The organism is Massilia frigida (assembly GCF_011682175.1).
Taxonomy (GTDB): domain Bacteria; phylum Pseudomonadota; class Gammaproteobacteria; order Burkholderiales; family Burkholderiaceae_D; genus Telluria_A; species Telluria_A frigida.
On record NZ_WHJG01000004.1, the window covers coordinates 243,042 to 256,627 of the forward strand.

A 13,586-nucleotide genomic window follows, 5' to 3' on the forward strand; every position below is an offset into this window, starting at 1 on the left:
AGCCCGGAGGCTGGCAACAGGTATCGCTCGCCGTGGCGGGGTGCCACCTCCGGCCACCGGACGCGTCATTGCAACGGCAGGTGCAGTTGGTCGGCATGGCTGTAGTTAAACTACCGAATGTACTCTATCTGCGGCAATATATATTGCATAAGTTGTTGAAATAAAAGGAAATTAATCGTTTTTTCCGTTTTCTCCTGTTCATTGTAAAATCGGTGAGATTGATGTATATTATGTACAAAAACTCACATGGGCGCCCATCATGAACAAAGACGTTTCGCTGCACTCCGAACAAAATACGCCGTGGTGGCGCGAGGCCATCATTTATCAGGTTTATCCACGCAGTTTCCGTGATACCAATGGCGACGGCATCGGCGACCTGCCCGGGATTACCGAAAAACTCGACTACATCGCGGGCCTGGGCGCCGACATTGTCTGGATTTCGCCCTTCTTTACCTCGCCGATGAAGGATTTCGGCTACGACGTCGCCGATTACTGCGACGTCGACCCGATGTTCGGCACCCTGGACGACTTCGACGCGCTGATCGCCAGGGCCCACAGCCTTGGCCTGAAGATCATGATCGACCAGGTGCTCTCGCACACCGCCGACATCCATCCGTGGTTTGTCGAGAGCCGCAAGAGCCGCGACAATCCCAAGGCCGACTGGTATGTGTGGGCCGACCCGCTGGCGGACGGCAATCCGCCGAATAACTGGCTGTCGGTGTTCGGCGGCTCGTCCTGGCAGTGGGACAGCCGGCGCAGGCAGTATTACCTGCACAATTTCCTGGTCAGCCAACCGGACATGAACTTCCACCATCCCGAGGTGCAGCAGGCGCACCTGGACAACCTGCGCTTCTGGCTGGCGCGCGGCGTGGACGGCGTGCGCATGGACGCCTGCAATTTCCATTTCCACGATCCTGAACTGCGCAGCAATCCGGCCGCCACCAACCGCGACACCTCCACCGTCACCGATGTGAACCCGTACGGCATGCAGGCCCACGTCTACGACAAGACGCGTCCGGAGAACCTGGCCTTCCTGCAAAAGATCCGCGTGCTGCTCGACGAATTCGGCGCGGTCGCCATCGGCGAAGTGGGTGCGGACGATGCACTCGGCGTCATGGCCGACTACACCGCCGACGGCGACAAGCTGCATATGGCGTACAGCTTCAACCTGCTCACGCCCGAATTCTCGGCGGCGCACGTGCGGCGCCAGGTCGAACAATTCGAGGCGCGCGTCAAGGGTGGCTGGGCTTCCTGGTCGGTCGGTAACCACGACAGCATCCGCGTCATGACGCGCTGGGGCGGCGCCGCGCCGACCCATGCGCTGGCCAAGCTGGTGCTGGCGATGCAGCTCTCGCTCAAGGGCACGCCGTGCCTGTACCAGGGCGACGAGCTGGCGCTGACCGAGGCCGACGTGCCGTTCGAACTGCTGCAAGACCCGTACGGCATCACTTTCTGGCCCGAGTTCAAGGGCCGCGACGGCTGCCGCACGCCGATTCCCTGGACCGCCGAACTGCCCAACGCCGGCTTCACCACCGGTACGCCGTGGCTGCCGGTGGCCGAGGAGCACATCGCCTCGGCCGCCAGCGCGCAGGAAACCGATCCCGACTCGCCGCTCAATTTTGCGCGCCGCATCGTTGCCTGGCGCCGCCAGCAGCCGCAGCTCACGCGCGGCGAGATCGTCTTCTTCGACGCGCCCGAACCGGTGCTGGCGCTGCGCCGCGACCTGGCCGGCCACGCCAGTGTGCTGGCCGTGTTCAACCTTGGTCCCGAACCGGTGACGTACGAGTTTGCCGACGCCCTGGACGCGGTCTCGATGATCGGCCACGGCCTGCATGGCAGCGCCGAAGGCGGCACGCTCACCCTGCCGGCCTATGGGGCCTGGTTCGGTACCAAGAACTGATGGACGAGCAGCCAGATCCCGCGAAATTCGGCCGCACGGCCTTTGCCGACGGCCCGCGCCTGCTGGCCGACATCGGCGCGACCCATGCGCGCTTCGCGCTGCAAACCGCGCCCGGCGTATTTCGCTCGGTGCGGGTGCTCAAGTGCGATGACTTCGAGGGCATCGTGGCGCTGCTGCGCTTTTACCTGGCTGACCATGCCGGCATGCTGCTGAACCACGCGGCGCTGGCGGTCGCCAATCCGGTCAATGGCGACCAGGTGCGCATGACTAACCGCGCCTGGGAGTTTTCCACCGATGCGGTGCGGCGCGAGCTGGGGCTGCACACGCTCTTGATCGTCAACGACTTCACGGCGCTGGCGATGGCGTTGCCGGGCCTGACGCCGGACGACCTGATGAAGGTCGGCCCCGGCATGGCCGCCGGCAACGCCGTCATCGGCGTGCTCGGTCCCGGCACCGGCCTGGGCGTGTCGGGCGTGATTCCGACCGTCGATGGCTTCGTCACGCTCGGCAGCGAAGGAGGGCACGTCAATTTCGCCCCGGCCGACGAGCGCGAATTCGCGATCCTGCAGTTTGCCTGGAAGGAGTGGGCGCACGTCTCGAACGAGCGCCTGATCTCCGGACCGGGCATGGAAATCATCTACCGCGCGCTGGCGCAGCGCAACGGCATCACGGCGCCTGCGCGCGCCTCGCCCGAGATCATCGCCGCCGCCATCGACGACCAGGATCCGCTGTGCCTGGAGGTGATCGACTGCTTCTGCGGCATGCTGGGCGGGGCCGCAGCCAACCTGGCGGTGACCCTGGGCGCCTTCGGCGGCATCTTCATTGGCGGGGGGCATCGTGCCGCGCATGGGTGAGCTGTTTGCCAGCTCGCCGTTTCGCAGCCGCTTCGAGGCCAAGGGGCGCTTCTCGACTTACCTGGCCGATATTCCCACTTACGTCATCACCACGCCCAATCCGGCCTTCCACGGCGTGGCGACGATCTTGTCGGAGCACCTGCGCGGGCGCAGCGGCGCCAATACGCTGATGGAGCGCGTCCAGCACCTGCAGCACGAACTGACGCCCGCCGAGCAGCGCGTGGCCAGCCTGGTGCTGGAGCAGCCGCGCCTTGTGCTCAATGAGCCGATTGCCGATATCGCACGCCTGGCGGAAGTGAGCCAGCCGACCGTGATCCGCTTTTGCCGCTCGCTCGGGTTTTTGGGACTGGCCGACTTCAAGCTGCGCTTCGCCAGCAGCCTGACCGGCGCCATTCCCGTGCGCCACAGCCAGGTGCGCGGCGGCGACAGCACGCACGACGTGTCGGCCAAGGTGATCGACAACACCGTTTCGGCCATCCTCAAGTTCCGCGACCAGCTCGACGTGCGCGCGCTCGACCGCGCCATCGACCTGTTGACCCACGCGCACCGGGTCGAGTTTTACGCGATGGGTAATTCGCGGGTGGTGGCGCTGGATGGCCAGCACAAGTTTTTCCGCTTCCGCATTCCGACCTCCTCGTATGGCGACTCGCACCTGTTCTCGCTCGCGGCCGAATTGCTCAAGCCGGGCGACGTGGTCATTGCGATTTCCAATTCGGGGCGCTTGCCCGAGTTGCTGGCGGCCGTGGACGTGGCGCGCGCGGCCGGCGCCGATGTGATTGCGATGACCAGCAGCGGTTCGCCCCTGGCCAAGAAGGCCACGGTGTGCCTGGCGGTCGACCACGCCGAGGATAGCACCAGCTTCCTGTCGATGATCTCGCGCATCATGCAGCTGCTGCTGATCGATATCCTGTCGGTCGGGATTTCGCTCGGCGCCAGCGGGGAGGCCGGCGGCGCCAGTCAGCACACCCAGATTTCGCACCTGGGCGGGTAGGGCAAGCCTGCCCGTGGCCTCAGGGCGCCGGTGCCGGCGCCGCCCCGGGCTCTGCCTTTTTGATGATGCGCTCCATCGGGCGCATTTCGGTGCGCCATTGGGCCAGGGTCAGCTGGCGGTCGTCGTTCATGTCGTCGACCAGGATCTCATCGCCTGTGGTGGCGACCAGAAAAGTCTCCCAGCGATGCGCCGCCTCCTTGCTGTCCTCGACAAAGCTCAGGCTCCAGTAACTTTTTCCGTGGATGAGCTTTGTCGCGCTCTCGTCGTCGAGCACCGCGCCGTGCGCGCTGCCGCCCGAGACCTTGTCGATATGCGCCGACCAGGCTTTCAATTCCGGCAGCGCCATCAGCGCATCGATGGCTTGTTCTTTCGTGCGCGTCAGCTGCGCCGCCGGCTTGGCCGCGGGCGTGGTCCTGGCGGCGGCCGAGGCCGCTGCCTGGACCGATTCATGGTGATTGTGGTACAGCACGGCGCCTACGCCGACCAGGGCGATCAAGGCAAACAGCAGGACTACTTTTTTGGACGATCCGGACATAGAGATGGGCAGCTGGGACGCGTTGATGTTCCGGTCATACTACGCCAAAACTATACTGGCAGCAACATGACCGGCGGCCCAGGCCACGCCATCCTCCAGGCGGTCGTTCCCCCAGAACATCTCGTCCCCGGCAAAGAACATGGGCGCCCCAAAAACGCCGCGCCGCACCGCTTCCTCGCCCTGGGCGCGCATGGCCAGCTTGTTTTCGTCGGTGCCGGCGGCGGCGATCAGGGCGGCGCCGTCCAGGCCGAGCGCTGCGAGCACTTCGCCGACCAGGGCCGCGTCGTCGATCTCGCGGTCCTCGACGAAATTGCATTCCATGATGCGCCGGCAAAACGCGCCGATCCACGCTTCGCCGGCACCGAGCAGGGCGACCCGCAGCGGCAGCAGCGCGCGCCGTGGGAAGGTGCGCGGCTGGGTCCATGGCAAGCCGTATTTATCGCACTGGCGCTGCATGTCGCGCCACACGTAGGCGCCTTTTTCCTTTTGCAGCACGAAGGGCGAGGTGTTCCAGCCGAAGGACTTGAACACCGGTCCCAGCAGAAACGGCTTCCACAGCACGCGCACGCCCTGGGCGGCGGCCAGCGCCTCGATGCGCATGGTGCTCAGGTAGCTGTAATTGCTGCCGAAATCGAACCAGAATGCGAGTTGCGGATCATTGTCGGGCATGGCTTCTCCGTGCATGGGGCATCGGGATCGACGCCGCGTGCAGCAGTGTAGCGCGATCGCGGCAGCGGTACGGGAGGTCTCGCTTGTTAATAATACAAGATTGCGCTACAGTCAGTGTTCCTACTTCATCACGGAAATCTCCCCCATGCGATACATCCTGACCGCGCTGTCCGTTTGCCTGGCATGCGCGCTGCCGGCCATGGTCCACGCCGACCCGGCCAGGATCCAGTTCGCCACCGAGGTGTTCTTCGACAGCGGCAGCGCGCGCCTGTCGGCCGATGCGGTATCGATCCTCGATCAGGTCATCAGCAAGAGCGGCGAGCTTGATCCCGAGCTGATCATGGCCATCGGCCATACCGATGAACTGCCGAGCGACGCCAAGGCGCAGACGCTGTCGGTCCAGCGCGCCGAAGCGGTAAAAGAATATCTGGCCGACAAAGGATTCGAGCGCATCCGCATCTACACCGAAGGCAAGGCCAAGCGCCTGCCGGCCGCCGGCAACGACACGCGCGAAGGGCGCGCCCGTAACAACCGGGTCGAAGTGCAACTGGTGGGACCGAGAGGCGCAGCCGGACACTGACGATACCGGCGTCATACCGCCTGTAACGCCAAGGCGCGCGGCATGTTCCGGACCGCCTATGCGAGCGCCCGGCGCGGCGCGGCGGGACGGGCCAGATACCGCGTTTCCCGGCCTGGCGCGGCATCGGACACCAGCCTGAAGGCGTCGACCAGCCGCGTCAGCTTGAGTGCCTGTTCCTGCATTTGCGCGGCCGCTGCAGCGGTCTCTTCCACGACGGCGGCGTTCCTCTGAGTGATTTCATCCATCTGCGACACGGCTTGGGTGACCTGGTCGATGCCCTCGCTTTGCTCGCGGCTGGCCAGACTGATGTCGTTGACGATGCCTGCCACCTGCTTGGCCGATGTCACGATCTGGTCCATGGTCTTTCCCGCACTGTCGACCAGCGCGCTGCCCGCATCGACTTTGTCGACCGAGTCATTGATCAAGGCCTTGATTTCCTTGGCGGCCGCGGCCGAGCGTTGCGCCAGGACGCGCACTTCGCTGGCCACCACCGCGAAGCCGCGACCCTGCTCGCCGGCGCGCGCCGCCTCCACCGCCGCGTTCAGCGCCAGGATGTTGGTCTGGAATGCAATGCTGTCGATGACGCTGTTGATGTCGACGATCTTGCGCGAACTGTCCCGTATCGATCCCATGGTGCCAACGACCTGGGCGACGGCGTGCCCGCCCTGGACGGCAGTGGCGGCGGCGGCCGTGGCCAGCAGGTTCGCCTGGCGCGCATTGTCCGCATTCTGTTTTACCGTGCTGCTGATTTCTTCCATCGACGACGCCGTTTCTTCGAGCGAGCTGGCCTGGGCTTCGGTGCGCGCCGACAGGTCGGCATTGCCTGCCGCGATGTCGCCGGCGCCATGGCTGACGACGCCGGTCACTTCCTTGATCTGGCCGACCAGCAGCCTGACATTGGTCTGCAGTACCCCGAGCGCGCCGGGCACGTGGGCGAGTTGGTCGTTGCCGCCGGCATCGATGCGGCCCGTCAGGTCGCCGGCGCTCATGCGCTCGATATCGCTCCTGGCGCGCCGCAGGGGAGGCACGACGGCGCGATACAGTAACAATCCCGACAGCAAGCTGACGCACAGTCCCAGTGCCGCTGCCGTCAGCCGCGCCGCGCCGCGCCGCCGTCCGCGCCCAGGCTCGCGATGAACAGCAGCGCCACCAGCAAGGTCGAGGCGCCGATGCGCGCACCCAGCGACAGGGTGGCGAACAGGTTCAGGCGGCGCAGCGCCGAGCGGCGCAGCACGGCCCCGGCGTGCACTTCGAGCCCGCCGCGGCCATCGTTGAGCGCCCGGTAGGCTTGCTCGGCGGCGGTGACGTGTGCACGGCTGGGCTTGACGCGAATCGAGGTGAAACCCACGATGCAGCCTTGCTCGATCACAGGCGCCGCGGTCGCTTCCACCCAATAGTGGTCACCATGCCGCGAATGTAAAAAGCCCGCACGGCGACGACCGTACGGGCTTTTTTTGCGGAGAAAACGTCAGCCATGAAAAAAGCCTGCAAGGCGCAAACCTTGCAGGCTGTTCGATGCCAGCGGAGGCGGACCAGCCGCGCTCCGGCGTATCAGGCAATTACATCATGCCGTCCATGCCGCCCATGCCGCCCATGCCACCCATGCCGCCCATGCCGCCAGCTGGCTTGTCGTCCGCCAGTTCGCAGACCATGGCGTCGGTGGTCAGCATCAGGCCAGCGATCGAGGCTGCGTTTTGCAGTGCCGAACGGGTGACTTTAGCTGGATCCAGAACACCCATTTCGACCATGTCGCCGTAGGTGCCGTTCGCTGCGTTGTAGCCGTAGTTGCCGCTGCCGGCCAATACTGCTGCAACCACTACCGACGATTCTTCGCCAGCGTTTTGAACGATCATGCGCAGTGGCTCTTCCATGGCGCGCAGGACGATCTTGATACCGGCGTCCTGGTCAGGATTGTCGCCTTTGACCTTGATGTTGGCACGTGCGCGCAGCAGGGCAACGCCGCCGCCAGGAACGATGCCTTCTTCCACGGCAGCGCGGGTAGCGTGCAGTGCATCTTCAACGCGGGCTTTCTTTTCTTTCATTTCGACTTCGGTGGCTGCGCCAACCTTGATCACTGCAACGCCGCCTGCCAGCTTGGCAACGCGCTCTTGCAGTTTTTCACGGTCGTAGTCGGAAGTCGCTTCTTCGATCTGGACGCGCACTTGCTTGACGCGCGCTTCGATCGCTTCTGCCTGGCCGGCACCGTCGATGATGATGGTGTTTTCCTTGCCCACTTCAACGCGCTTGGCTTGGCCCAGTTCTGCCAGGGTGACCTTTTCCAGGGTCAGGCCGACTTCTTCAGCGATGACCTGGCCGCCGGTCAGGACAGCGATGTCTTCCAGCATGGCCTTGCGGCGGTCGCCGAAGCCTGGGGCTTTGACTGCGCAGGTTTTCAGGATGCCGCGGATGTTGTTCACAACCAGGGTGGCCAGTGCTTCGCCTTCGATGTCTTCCGCGATGATCAGCAGTGGACGGCCGGCTTTGGCGACTTGTTCCAGGATCGGCAGCAGATCGCGGATGTTCGAGATCTTCTTGTCGCACAGCAGGACGAACGGGCTATCCTGGATGGCAACTTGCTTGTCCGGGTTGTTGATGAAGTAAGGCGACAGGTAGCCGCGGTCGAACTGCATGCCTTCGACGATGTCGAGTTCGTCGTTCAGGGATTTGCCGTCTTCAACGGTGATGACGCCTTCCTTGCCGACTTTTTCCATCGCTTCAGCGATGCGCTCGCCGATCGAATAGTCCGAGTTGGCGGAAATGGCGCCGACCTGGGCGATTTCCTTGGTGGTGGTGCATGGCTTGGCGATCTTGGCCAGTTCTTCGACGGTGGCAGCAACTGCCTTGTCGATGCCGCGCTTGAGGTCCATCGGGTTCATGCCGGCGGCAACGAACTTCATGCCTTCGCGCACGATGGCTTGTGCCAGCACGGTCGCGGTGGTGGTGCCGTCGCCGGCATTGTCGCTGGTGCGGGAAGCAACTTCCTTGACCATTTGCGCGCCCATGTTCATGAGCTTGTCTTTGAGTTCGATTTCCTTGGCAACCGACACACCGTCCTTGGTGACGGTCGGCGCGCCGAACGAGCGCTCCAGCACCACGTTGCGGCCTTTCGGGCCCAGGGTGACTTTGACTGCGTTGGCGAGGATATTGACGCCTTCAACCATTTTGGCGCGCGCTGCGTCGCCGAATACTACATCTTTAGCTGCCATGTTTATTTTCTCCGTTATGCGTAGATATCTATCGCGTGGAATTCTTAAGGAAAGGACGTGCGCGGATCAGGAAACGATTCCCGCCCCGGATCGATCACTTGACCAGGACGGCCATGATGTCTTCTTCACGCATCACCAGCAGCTCTTCGCCGTCGACCTTGACGGTTTGGCCGGAGTATTTGCCGAACAGGACGCGGTCGCCGACTTTCACTTCCAGCGCGCGTACTTTGCCGTCGTCCTGGACTTTACCGTTGCCGACAGCCAAGATTTCGCCTTGATCCGGTTTTTCGGCAGCTGCGTCAGGAATGATGAGGCCGGACGCAGTTTTGGTTTCCTGGTCGAGACGCTTGACGATAACGCGATCGTGCAATGGGCGAAGGTTCATGCAAAACTCCTTAATATTCAGTGGTTTAGTAGCTATTGGTCAGGACCGCCCTGGGCGTTCCCGGTGTTTCAACATGCCTCGCGGTGTTGCCGCAGAGACTAGAAAGAGTTGTTAGCACTCTCTACTAACGAGTGCTAATTATAGGGACGGTCAAGGTGTTTTTCAAGGCGTCCCGTTGACTATTTAATAGACGAGCTTGATCTGGCGCAAACCGCGGGCTTGCCGCGGTGCCCGATATTGGAGCGATCTCAAGGCTGCGCGCGCAGGGGATCGGCGCGCGCGGCGGCGCCGCCGGCGCGACTTCCGGTTCAATAGCGCAAGCGAGGGACGGTGTTGAACGCACTTGCGTGCCGCCCGCTTATTACATCCCCTTACATCAATCGTCCACCCCTCTTACTGATTCGGTTGACGGACTTTCCTTCGCACCCCTATAGTTACGGGATGATTTCTGAATTCGACGAACTATCCGAAAAAATTGACCGGCTTGCCGCGTTGACCCTCTCACTTCGCAGCGAGAACGCGCAGCTGCGTCTGGCGAATGCGCAACTGCGCCAGTCGAACGCGGCGCTGTGCGCCGAAAACGAGGAATGCGTGGGGCGCATGAATGAAGTGCAGCGCCGCGTCGAAACCTTGCTGGCGCAAATGCCCGATCCGAACGCCCCGGCCGTCGTGCCTGAAAAACTTGATGAGGTCGCGCAATGATCCAGTTGAATGTCACGCTCATGGGCAGCGCCTACCGCCTCGTCTGCCAAGAGGGCGAGGAACGCACCTTGCAGGAAGCGGTGAGCTATCTTGACGGGAAAATGTGCGCCTTGCGCGATTCGGGCAAGGTCAAGGGAAATGACCGCATCGCCGTCATGGCCGCGCTCAGCGTGGCTGCGGAATTCCTGTCGGTGAAAACGCCCCAGGGACCGCTTTCCGAAATGACGATCCTGGAAGTCAAGCAGAAGCTCGGCGACATGCACACGGTGCTCGATAACGCCCTGACCCCCCAGGAAAATCTGTTCTGAGGCTAATTTCGTTTGACATGACGGCACATCGGAGTAAACTGCGTCTCACCCTGCGGTGTTCGCGATTGCCATATATTCCTTGAACCATTTATGTGCACAGGTTGCGGAATTTTGTTCGATGGGAGTGAGCGTCGCTTGTTCGACGAACCCGAAATTGGACTAACTGCGACCGCCTTGAACCATTAGGTTCAGGATGCCGGTAAAGACGGCACAGGCGGGGTTCTGATTTTCACAGGCGGTTGCATGCATTCGGTGCGCAACCGTTTTTTTATGGGCGCGCGCTTGGTCCGCCGGCGGGCGGCGCGTCCGGAGCGAGCAGATGGCTTATTGGCTGATGAAGTCCGAACCGGACGAAGTGAGTATCGACGATGTGCTGGCCGCGCCGGCGCGCACGGTGGCCTGGTTCGGCGTGCGCAATTACCAGGCGCGTAATTTCATGCGCGACGCCATGCGCGAAGGCGACCTGGTCCTGTTCTACCATTCCAGCTGCGCCGAACCGGGCATCGCCGGCATCGTCCAGGTGTGCTCACCCGCCTATCCGGACGCCACCCAGTTCGATCCCGCCAGCCCCTACCACGATCCCAAGGCCACGCCGGAGCAGCCGCGCTGGATCGGCGTCGACGTGCGCGCGCTGCGCAAGACCGCCCTGCTGAGCCTGAAAGAGCTGCGCACCGTGCCCGCGCTGGCCGGCATGCGCCTGCTGGCCAAGGGCAGCCGCCTGTCGGTGATGCCGGTCGAGCCGCACGAATGGCATGCCATCGAGGCCTTGCTCGGCCAGCCTTAGCAAACTGTACCTTATAGGCAACACCACGAGCCAGGCGCGGGCGCCGATGCTATCGTGTCTGCATGCCTCCCCCCACCAGCGAGCGTCCGCGCTACCGACTCCGGGCCAGCCATATCGCTTTGCTGTTCGGCGGTTTCCTGGTCTCGGCCATCCTGGCCTCGCTTGGCGCGGCCAGCTGGACAGCGCGCGAACAGACCATCAACGAATGGCGCAAGCAACTGAGCAATCTGTCGCTGGTGCTGGCCGAGCACATCGGGCAGCAAGTGACGTCGGCCTCCCTGGTCCTCGACAGCGTCGCCGATTCGGTCCGGGCCGCCGGGGTCGACAGCGATGCCAGCCTGCGCGCGCGCCTGGGCGACCAGGCCGAGTTCCTGAGCATGCGCGACAAGGCGCGCGGCCTGCCCCAGGTCGACGTGGTCACCATCGTCGCAGCCAATGGCGATGTGGTCAATTTCACGCGTTCCTGGCCGGCGCCCGCGATCAACCTGGCCGACCGCGATTACTTCAAGGCGCATCTGCTCAATCCCGGACAGGGCTTGTACTTCAGCAAGCCGGTGCGCAACAAGGGCAACGGCCAGTGGACGTTTTACCTGAGCCGCCGGGTGAATGGTCCCCAGGGTGAATTGCTCGCCATCGTGCTGGTCGGCTTTTCATGCACCTCGCTGAGCGACTTCTACCAGCGCATCACGCTCGGCGAGGGCGCCAGCATTTCGCTGTACCGGCGCGACTTCACCCTGCTGGCGCGCTGGCCCCACATCGATTCCCTGATCGGCCAGCTCAACCTGAGCGGCACCTCCTACCAGGTGATCGAACAGATGCGCCAGAGCTCGGGCGTGATCCTGAGCTCGGTGCCGCGCTTCACGGAAGGCCGCGAGGCGGTCACGCGCCTGGGGGCGCCGCGCCTGGTGCAGCATTACCCGCTGATCGTCAACCTCACCATCACCGAATCGCTGATGCTGGCGCGCTGGCGTGAATTCAATACCGCCCGCATCGTGCTCGCGGCGCTGGCCATCCTGGCGGTGGTGAGCGCCTCCATGGTGCTGCTGCGCCTGTTGCAGCGGCGCGAACGCGACTTCACGCTGACCCGCCATCTGATGGACAAGGCCGACGCCGCCAACCGCGCCAAGTCCGATTTCCTGGCCATGATGAGCCATGAAGTGCGCACCCCGCTGACGGCGATCATCGGTTTTGCCGAACTGCTGGGCACGGCGGACGAGCCGGCGCTGCGCGGCCAGGCCGGCCAGGTGATCCTGCGCAATGGACACCATCTGCTCAGCGTGATCAACGATATCCTCGATATCGCCAAGATCGAGGCCGGCCGGCTCGGCCTGGAGCAGGTGGCGTTTTCGCCGGTCCAGACCGTGACCGAGATCGAGTCCATGATGGGCGCCCAGGCGCACAGCAAAGGCATCGACTTTCGGGTGCGGGTGCACTATCCGTTTCCGGCCCAGGTGGTGGGCGACCCGACCCGCTGGAAGCAGATCTTGTTTAACCTGTGCAGCAATGCCATCAAGTTCACCGAACTGGGCTGCGTGGAGCTGGACTTGTGGTACGAGAAGGCGCCGGCGCGGCTGGCGTGCAGGGTGCGCGACAGCGGCATCGGCATGTCGCCGGAACAGTGCGCCCGGCTGTTCGAACCCTTCCAGCAAGCCGGCCTGGACACGACGCGCAAGTATGGCGGCACCGGGCTCGGCTTGTATCTGGTGCAGCAGCTGGTGACCCGCATGGGGGGCACGGTGCAGGTGTCCAGCGCGGCGGGCGAGGGCTCGGCGTTCGAGGTGGGCATCCTGGCGCGCAGCGGCGACGGGACGGCCTGGCTGGCCGGCCCCGCGCCCGGCGCGCCGCCCGCGCCGGTGGTGGCGGTGGCGCCGCCGGCCTTGCACGGGCGCGTGCTGCTGGCCGAGGATGGGCCCGACAACCGGGCCCTGATCGGCGCCTTCCTGAACCGCCTGGGCATACGCTGCGAGATGGCCGAGAACGGCGCGCGGGCGGTCGAGATGGTCCTGGCCGGCAACTTCGACCTGGTCCTGATGGATATCCAGATGCCGCTCATGGATGGGGTGGCGGCGACCGAATTGCTGCGCGCGGCCGGGGTGGGGATTCCGGTGGTGGCGCTGACCGCCAATATCATGACCGCCGATGTGGCGCGCTACCTGGCGGCGGGCTGCTCGCATTGCGTCGGCAAGCCGGTCGATTTCACGGCCCTGGGTGCCTTGCTGGCGCAACTGCTGCCGGCGCTGCCGCCAGCCCCGGTCATGTCGCCCGAGCAGCTGGCCGTGTTCGTGGACATCCGGGCCCGCTTCGAAGCCGGGCTGGCCGGCCGCCTGGAGCGCATCGCGACCCACGCCGCGGCCGGCGAGGCGGCCGAGGCGGCCGCGCTGGCGCACATGCTCAAGGGTAGCGCCGGCAGTTTCGGCTACCCGCACGTGACCGAGCTGGCCGGCGCGCTGGAACGCGCCTTGCTGGACGGCGAAAACGCCGCCGCGGCCGGCTTGCTAAAACAGTTGCAGCAGCTCGAAGAAGTGCGGCGCGTGCTGGCCGGCGCCGGGGAACCGGGCGGTGCCGATGAAGAATGAGGCCGTGATGGTGATCACCGCCGCCGCACCGGCGGCGCGGCGCGCACCGCCTCCGCAGGGCGCCTGGGGCGGTAGCGCGGTGATGCCTGCGGGCAT

The 13,586-nt window shown here is 64.3% G+C and carries 12 protein-coding genes, 1 other RNA gene and 1 pseudogene; 8 read left to right on the forward strand and 6 right to left on the reverse strand.

Translation table 11 applies throughout. The features are described 5' to 3' along the window. Positions 1-259: 259 nt before the first annotated feature. Complete coding sequence (locus F2P44_RS06340; protein WP_167085863.1) at positions 260-1,900, forward strand: alpha-glucosidase; 1,641 nt, start codon at positions 260-262, stop codon at positions 1,898-1,900. Next, positions 1,900-3,745, forward strand: a pseudogene (locus F2P44_RS06345) (glucokinase). The gene F2P44_RS06340 and the pseudogene F2P44_RS06345 overlap by 1 nt, the downstream one beginning before the upstream one ends. 19 nt (positions 3,746-3,764) lie before the next feature. Here the strand turns inward: F2P44_RS06345 and F2P44_RS06350 are convergent. Together F2P44_RS06350 and F2P44_RS06355 are read right to left on the reverse strand one after the other, a co-directional pair. Then, positions 3,765-4,280, reverse strand: a complete 516-nt coding sequence (locus tag F2P44_RS06350; RefSeq protein ID WP_229423415.1) for a hypothetical protein — start codon at positions 4,278-4,280, stop codon at positions 3,765-3,767. A gap of 39 nt (positions 4,281-4,319) precedes the next feature. Continuing rightward, complete coding sequence (locus F2P44_RS06355; RefSeq protein WP_229423416.1) at positions 4,320-4,949, reverse strand: 2-hydroxychromene-2-carboxylate isomerase; 630 nt, start codon at positions 4,947-4,949, stop codon at positions 4,320-4,322. A 145-nt stretch (positions 4,950-5,094) separates the two neighbouring features. On the opposite strand from F2P44_RS06355, the gene F2P44_RS06360 reads away from it, so the two are divergent. Next, positions 5,095-5,529, forward strand: coding sequence for an OmpA family protein (locus F2P44_RS06360; RefSeq protein WP_167085865.1), 435 nt, complete (start codon positions 5,095-5,097; stop codon positions 5,527-5,529). A gap of 56 nt (positions 5,530-5,585) precedes the next feature. Here the strand turns inward: F2P44_RS06360 and F2P44_RS06365 are convergent, their stop codons facing one another. The 4 genes from F2P44_RS06365 to groES form a co-directional block, all read right to left on the reverse strand. Next, entirely contained in the window at positions 5,586-6,557 is a 972-nt protein-coding gene (locus F2P44_RS06365; protein WP_370662640.1) for a methyl-accepting chemotaxis protein, read from the reverse strand. Positions 6,558-6,619: 62 nt separating this feature from the next. Then, positions 6,620-6,919, reverse strand: coding sequence for a hypothetical protein (locus F2P44_RS06370; protein ID WP_167085866.1), 300 nt, complete (start codon positions 6,917-6,919; stop codon positions 6,620-6,622). Between the two features lie 169 nt (positions 6,920-7,088). Beyond that, complete coding sequence (groL, locus tag F2P44_RS06375; RefSeq protein ID WP_167085867.1) at positions 7,089-8,735, reverse strand: chaperonin GroEL; 1,647 nt, start codon at positions 8,733-8,735, stop codon at positions 7,089-7,091. A gap of 94 nt (positions 8,736-8,829) precedes the next feature. Next, the gene (groES, locus tag F2P44_RS06380; protein ID WP_054264305.1) at positions 8,830-9,120 is read right to left on the reverse strand and encodes a co-chaperone GroES; all 291 of its coding nucleotides are present in this window, start codon (positions 9,118-9,120) and stop codon (positions 8,830-8,832) included. Positions 9,121-9,453: 333 nt separating this feature from the next. Here groES and F2P44_RS06385 point away from each other — a divergent pair, with 333 nt between their 5' ends. From F2P44_RS06385 to F2P44_RS06405, 5 genes are all read left to right on the forward strand, one after another. Continuing rightward, positions 9,454-9,822, forward strand: a complete 369-nt coding sequence (locus tag F2P44_RS06385) for a cell division protein ZapB (protein ID WP_308610002.1) — start codon at positions 9,454-9,456, stop codon at positions 9,820-9,822. Next, positions 9,819-10,130 (forward strand): cell division protein ZapA, encoded by a 312-nt coding sequence (locus F2P44_RS06390; protein WP_167085868.1) that lies wholly within the window; start codon positions 9,819-9,821, stop codon positions 10,128-10,130. Before F2P44_RS06385 ends, F2P44_RS06390 begins: the two co-directional genes overlap by 4 nt. Before the next feature lie 44 nt (positions 10,131-10,174). Then, positions 10,175-10,355: non-coding RNA, 6S RNA (gene ssrS, locus F2P44_RS06395), on the forward strand. A 94-nt stretch (positions 10,356-10,449) separates the two neighbouring features. Continuing rightward, positions 10,450-10,914 carry an EVE domain-containing protein gene (locus F2P44_RS06400; RefSeq protein ID WP_167085869.1) on the forward strand — a complete coding sequence of 155 codons (465 nt, stop codon included), beginning with the start codon at positions 10,450-10,452 and terminating at the stop codon, positions 10,912-10,914. A gap of 62 nt (positions 10,915-10,976) precedes the next feature. Then, positions 10,977-13,490: an ATP-binding protein gene (locus tag F2P44_RS06405; RefSeq protein WP_167085870.1), complete on the forward strand. Its 2,514-nt coding sequence runs from the start codon at positions 10,977-10,979 to the stop codon at positions 13,488-13,490. The last annotated feature ends 96 nt before the right edge of the window (positions 13,491-13,586 follow it).